The following is a 6,326-nucleotide window of genomic DNA, read 5'->3' as shown; positions in this document are numbered from 1 at the left end:
TGTTCAGCCGCCGGCTTACGCGGCCCGGATTTCTGCTTCATCTTCGCTCCTGGTGGCTACGATGAACCAGAAATCCTCCTTCCGGAAAACCCTTCAATCTGTCTCAAGAGTGCTGACGGCGAACACTCATTGGCTGTTTTGTTATAGAGACAGGCCGCCACCGCCTCAAAAGCGTACTTCATCACACGAGAGGCCAAGCCGGGCGAGTTGCCGCTTTCGCGTGCTTGCTCTCCGTCACTGCATTTGGACCGTTGATTTGACCCACCAAGACCAGAAGTGACCTGGGAGTGGCAACACACTTCGACCATGGGTTTCGACCTGGCCCTGGCGTAACCATCAAGCCCTGTGATGCCATCCCGGTGCGTTGCGCCGCCTCAAACACCGTTCCCAGTGACCACTTGTATACGCGCTTCGTATCACCTCTAGTAGGTGAACCGCCGGCCACCGAATTGTCGCTCGGCAACCGTCTGGGCCTTGCCTTTTGAATCGAGATCAGGCATCGCAATCAGCTCGCACCCTGCACGAAGCACTTTTCCCACCTGCGCAATCAGCAAGGCGCTCACGGCTTCGGCGGCAGAGGCGAGGTCGCCAGAGGAGATGAGGCAGGCTGTCATATGGATCGGAGGATCTATAACGACGGGCCTCAGAGCTTCGTGGCCTGGAATGTCGGGAATGTCGCCCTTGGGCAGGATCGCATTTGCCAGACCGGCCCTAACAAAGGAGAGCGCACTGGCGAACGTGTCGACTTCTGCGACGCAGTTCGGCATCACGCCGGCCACTTCAAACGTCCGATCTAATGCGTTGCGAATTGTGTTTGGCCGCGTCGGCAATACAAGAGGGAGCTCGGCCATTTCCTCAAGCGAAACGGCGGGAGCGACTTCTCCCGTATCGGGAGGACGTACCAGGTGGAGACGCTGTTGAAAGAGTGGCTGGCGAGTAACACCTGAGGTGGGTTCATCCTCAAGCACAGCGCAGATATCAAGCGCTCCTGATGCGATGAGCGGCTTCATCTGAAGAGAGTCTCCCGTAACAAGATGGAGGCGTACTTCTGGGAGCGCAGTCCGGCTGGCTTCCATCAAGGCGCAGGCGAACGGAGCGGCGAGCGCCGAGGACATACCGAGCCTTACAGCAACTTCCGGTTTTCCTGCCGTAGAGCGGATGACGCTGCGCAGTTCGTCGACCTTCTGAAGAATGGACGTGGCCTCACGATAAAAGACCAGGCCCTCGCGAGTCGGACGAACGCCGCGTACGCTACGGTGCAGTAGCACGACGCCAAGCTCGGCTTCCAAGGCAGCCATCTGCTGACTCAGGGCCGGCTGGGCGACGTGGATCGTCACCGCTGCTTGGCAAAAACTACCAGCATCCACGATGCTCGTGAAATATCGGAGATGACGTAGTTGCATAAAGCTGGAAGACATAGCACCCTTGAATCGTCCGTAGTTCAGGCGATGTTTCGGATAATAGCGTTGAGCGCTTCGTGGACCGCTTTGATAACGGTCGAATTCAGGCTCAAGAGTGTCGTATGTGTATTCATTGAAATCTGAAGCTTGATCTGATCCATGGTGTCGTCCGGATTCATCGTCGCCATGTGACTTCTCAGGGCCCGCTCCGATGCCTCAACAGATCTGCCAAGCGAGCCACTTATAGTTCTGATATCCATTTCACCTCTCCAAGCCAGAGGATAGTGCGCTCTGCTGGCGCATCCATGTTCTACTGACAACTTCTGTTGCCGCACCTATTGCCTCGAGCAATGTGCATAATGAGTCAAAATGAGACCTCGTGACGCCGCTATCCATGTCACGTTTCAAAGATTGTCGCCAACTCTCGAACTCTCTCTCTAGGGCAGATAACTCGGCACCATCGATGTCGTCTACTAGCCGTTTCTGTAGGTCAAGCACGACCAGATGCTCGCTCACAGTTGACCCTCCTCTGCTATCCATTCCGGCTTGCTCGAATAGGGGACGTGCACGTCGGCCTCTCCGATACGCACAAGCATCCCCTCGCGTTCGATGAGAACGATCTTGCCGAAATGATCGATATTGTCCCCGACCTTTAAGCGGGATCCGTTCTCAAGGACGATAAATGGAGACCGGCCGAGGTGTACACCTCTCGCGAGCGGCAATACTACCCGCGAACAGTGTGCCTCGAGCCGAATGTGGGGCGCGAACTTCTCCTCGAAACGGGAAGCAACGGTCTGCCATTCGCTATAGCTGAGCGGAGTAAGCGTCCCCGAAACGAGGACGACGTCTGGCCTCACCACGATCCGAATCATGCGACGGAGTTCGGCTGTCGTCGCTGTCTCCAGAAAGGCTCGTGCACGGTCCGGAGTTGCGACGGTGTCATCAATTGTGCGGACCCCGGGAATATCCTGCTGCAGGTGGCGAAGGGCCGCTTTGACGACTGCATCGCTCGGGCCATATCCCGTTACTGATATCCCTTCGGGGCTCTCCACGCGAATACTCGCCTCGATGCCGAATGCGCGCATGACAGTCGCCGACAGGTCGATGACCTTTGCATCAGACAGCACAGTGGTGGTTGCCGATTTCGGTGTTATCTCTGCTGTTAGTCCGGCGTCGCGTAGAGCTGCTTTGATCTTTGTCGCCTCTGCAGCTACCAGGTCGCCGTCAATGATCAGGTTATCACCGGAAAGCGCGATGCTGAGCCCGCCTCCGACGTTCAAATCGCGAAGCACGTTCCTGGCAGTTTTGATCGGATCGGTACTCGGAACGGGGGCTAAGGTGAAAGAGGAAACAACACCCGCCACCCCGGCGCACGTTCCACAGACGATGATCAGGAGGCCGCAAGCGGCCGCGCCAAGGCGAAGTGGCCGACGTAGCGAGTTCACCCGAAGACCAGCTTCTCGACCGCCCGTCGATGGTTGTTCGGGAGCTGAGGGGGCATGCCCTGCCTGCGGCCTTCTACACTCGACCACGGAGTCGATCTCGGGAAAGCTGCCACCGGTCGGGCCGATGCAGAAAGTCGTCCGCCCAACCCGCACCGGAGTCAGTGGATTGAGGATCGTCGGGTGCTCTGTTAGACAATCACTCCCGCCGATGAGCACACCCGGTGCGAGTGCGGTGATCTGGATTCGCCCCGCCGCGATGACAATCCGAAGATGTGAGTCAACCAGTTCCGGATCTGCGAAGGTAAGGTCGTCAGCTTCATGGCTGCCGACTAGCCACGCTCCATCGTCGAGCAGCGTCTCGGCCCCCTTGTTGGGACCAGCTAGCACACGCAAGGACAGCTGGGTCTTTTCACCCGCGAGGACCTCCTGTTCTATGTTCACATTTGTCATTGCAGCGATATCCGTCCCAATGGCTGAATGGAGATATCGGGGGGAAGCTCCTGATAGGACAGCACTGGAAGTTCGTTGAGGTCGGTTTCGATGATCTTGCGAACGTATCGACGTACATCAATCGAAGTCAGCAGCACCGGCTTGTGCGGCGGCTGGTTGAGGTCGCCGATAGCCTCTCGTATCGCATCAATGATCTGACGTGTCGTTCGAGCGTCGAGGGCGAGATAGCTGCCGTCTGAGGTCTGTCGAATGGAATTGCGCACCGTCTCTTCCACCTCTGGCGTGAGAAGGTAGGCTGGCAACAGGTTCACGCCGATACAATACGGGGCACACAGTTGCCTCTTCAGCGCACAGCGCACATGCTCGGTCAAAAGGACAATGTCTTTTTCGTTCTGTGCCCGTTCGACCAGTGCGGCGAGGATGGTGCGCATGTTACGCAACGAAACCTCTTCCGAGATCAGTCGCTGAAAAACCTCTGAAATCTTCTGCAGAGGAGCCGAGCGCAGTACCTCCTTTACGAGTTCCGGGAGCCGCACCTCAATGTGGTTCAAAAGAGCTTTCGTCTCCTGGATTCCAACGAACTCGGCAGCATGCTTCCGCAGGATTTGACCGGTGTGGTAGCTAAGAATCTGAATCAATTCCAGGAACGGGATGTCGGCGGCGCGCAAAGATTCGCGATGTGTGACATTTACCCAGACCGTCTCGATCCGAGGAAGGAAGGGTTGATCCAGAACATATGGAATGCCCACTAGATCAAGGTTCTCGGGAGTATCACGTGCCAAAAGATGTTGCGCCCGCAGTCGTCCTTCACCACATGGTATCTCGTTTACCATGATGACGTACGCTCCATCCTTGCAGCTATCGTTGACCCGCACATTGATCGCTGGAAGAGGGACACCGAGTTCAAGGAGCAGGGCCTGCCGTTCTGCATCCAATGCTTTCTTGAGCAGATCGGGAGGGATGACCGCCTGAACGTCGCGGCCGACGTCGATCATCAGGGGCACCGTGAACGTGATGACGTCGTCGGCCGACCCGTCACCGTCGGTCGGCTCATCCGATGCCGTTAGGCGCGCTCCCCTTATCATCGAATAGCGACCCATTGGCGGAGCGGCCATCCGCCGATTACGCTGCAGTTGCCAGCCACCGGCTCCGACTACCAATGCCAAGCTCATGAAGATCGCCGTTGGAAAGCCAGGGATGAACGAAAAGAGGACGAGAATGAATGATCCGACAATAAGCGCACGCGGTTGTGCGCCGATCTCCTCGCCGATCTCATTGCCGAGATCCGCTCCAGCATTTTTGTCACCAACCCTCGTGACGATAAACCCGGCAGTAATCGCGGTGAAGAGAGCCGGTATCTGACCGACGAGCCCGTCTCCGATGGTCAGGATCGCATACACTTCGAGCGCCTCGTACAATCCCATTCCCTTTTGAAACGAACCAATCGCGATCCCGCCTATGATGTTCACGGCAATGCTAATCAAGCCTGCGATGGCGTCCCCCTTGAGAAACTTCATGGCGCCGTCCAGGGCACCGTAGAGCTGGCTCTCGCGCTCAATCGCAACGCGGCGCCGACTTGCCTCTCGGATATCAATGCTGCCGGCGCGCAAGTCGCCGTCGACGCTCATCTGCTTGCCAGGCATCGAATCCAGAGAAAATCGTGCGGCAACCTCAGCCACACGCTCAGATCCTTTAGTGATGACGACGAACTGGACAATTGTCATGATCAAAAAGGTGACCGCGCCGACCACGAGATTGCCGGCCACCACAAAGTCTCCGAAGGTCTTGATAATCTGGCCGGCGTCTGCACGAAGCAAGATTGTGCGTGTCGCGGCGATCCCAAGCGACAACCGAAAGAGCGTCGTCACCAGAAGCACCGACGGAAAGGAGACGAATGCAAGGGGGGATTTAATATAGATCGCCACCATGAGCAGGAGTGCCGAGAGTCCCAGGTTGAGTGCCTGTAGTACATCCATGAGGAGCGGCGGCATTGGAATGATCATCATGAAGATGATCGTGATCAGCAGCGCCACCAGAACAATGTCATTGCGACTGGTGGCGACCGTTCGGATTTTGTCGAGAAACGTCACACTAGCCATCCGCGCTGCGTCGTGTAGGTGCGTGACCGGCATGATCGATGCGACGAACCGCAATCAGATTCTCGCCTCGGCGCTGATCCTTGCAGAAGGCCCTGACTAATAGCCGTGACCTTGGAAATCGGGCTTCGCCGTCCCATGACGAAAGGTGGAAACCGCCTTGCATAGGCACCGACCTCCCCGCACTGTCCAGCGCGCGGCGGGGCGACACGCCGGTGGTGTTGAGATCGATTTGTCGCAGTCTAAGCAGCGATTCCCGGCGTAGCCTTGTTCTTGAGAAACTCGCCAAGCTTACGAAGTATGGTGGCGCAACGTATGCAGGTGGGTTCTCCAAGCATCGCTCCATATCGTCCCTTTCAATCTCCCGACGGTCGCCTTCCAAGCAGTGTCGTGGCAGGAAGCCAACAATAGTGTTCCCGCCCTCGGAAGGATTGGAGATGCGCGGACGCTGCCGTGGGACAGCCACCGTTGGTCCCCTCGCTACCCCCGAGCAAGTACGGATTCTCCAGCTGATATCATCGTTTTGCCGGAACATGCCGCCATCTCCCAGTCTTGATTGATCACGGTTCGATAAACCGCAGCGGCGGTTTGGAAGCCTCATTTCAAGATCAGTTCGACCTTGTGCGGAGGAAGCAACTATCGTGCCGAGGCTGCTCTCGAAGGAGGAGGCCTATCTTCAGCGGGATGCGAGCGTGGCCGGCGCTTAATGACCGGAATTTAAATGCAGTCCATGAATCACCCGAGTTGGGTCATCGGACTTTAGTCTCGTCACGATGCCATGACCATGGAACGACATTTACTGTCCGTCGTCAGATGATTTGAGACTGATCAGGCGTTCTGCGAAGGGAGGCTCTGGCTCATCAGGGGTTAGAGTTTAAGCGGCCTGCAGACGATGCTGCAAGCGACGATTTGCAATGGTGTCGCGCTTGATGCGC

At 57.0% G+C, this 6,326-nt stretch carries 4 protein-coding genes; all 4 read right to left on the bottom strand.

Going from position 1 to position 6,326, the window contains the following annotated elements:
- Positions 1-422: 422 nt before the first annotated feature.
- Positions 423-1,418: a LysR substrate-binding domain-containing protein gene (locus AC066S_RS38265; RefSeq protein ID WP_135167592.1), complete on the bottom strand. Its 996-nt coding sequence runs from the start codon at positions 1,416-1,418 to the stop codon at positions 423-425.
- A gap of 23 nt (positions 1,419-1,441) precedes the next feature.
- Positions 1,442-1,660 (bottom strand): EscF/YscF/HrpA family type III secretion system needle major subunit, encoded by a 219-nt coding sequence (locus tag AC066S_RS38260; protein ID WP_126262200.1) that lies wholly within the window; start codon positions 1,658-1,660, stop codon positions 1,442-1,444.
- A gap of 252 nt (positions 1,661-1,912) precedes the next feature.
- Entirely contained in the window at positions 1,913-3,295 is a 1,383-nt protein-coding gene (locus AC066S_RS38255) for an FHA domain-containing protein (protein WP_126262201.1), read from the bottom strand.
- On the bottom strand, positions 3,292-5,385 hold the full coding sequence (gene sctV / locus AC066S_RS38250; protein WP_283810206.1) for a type III secretion system export apparatus subunit SctV: 2,094 nt from the start codon (positions 5,383-5,385) through the stop codon (positions 3,292-3,294). The genes AC066S_RS38255 and sctV overlap by 4 nt, the downstream gene beginning before the upstream one ends.
- Positions 5,386-6,326: the final 941 nt, after the last annotated feature.

The organism is Bradyrhizobium sp. CFUWI, assembly GCF_056429085.1.
Note: the sequence above shows the minus strand (reverse complement) of the source record. Positions and strands in the feature narration are given on the sequence as shown.

What these genes read in the sequence shown, in the direction of transcription:
- AC066S_RS38265 (WP_135167592.1), bottom strand. Translation starts at nt 1,418, where the DNA reads ATGTCTTCCAGCTTTATGCAACTACGTCATCTCCGATATTTCACGAGC.
- AC066S_RS38260 (WP_126262200.1), bottom strand. Translation starts at nt 1,660, where the DNA reads ATGGATATCAGAACTATAAGTGGCTCGCTTGGCAGATCTGTTGAGGCA.
- AC066S_RS38255 (WP_126262201.1), bottom strand. Translation starts at nt 3,295, where the DNA reads ATGACAAATGTGAACATAGAACAGGAGGTCCTCGCGGGTGAAAAGACC.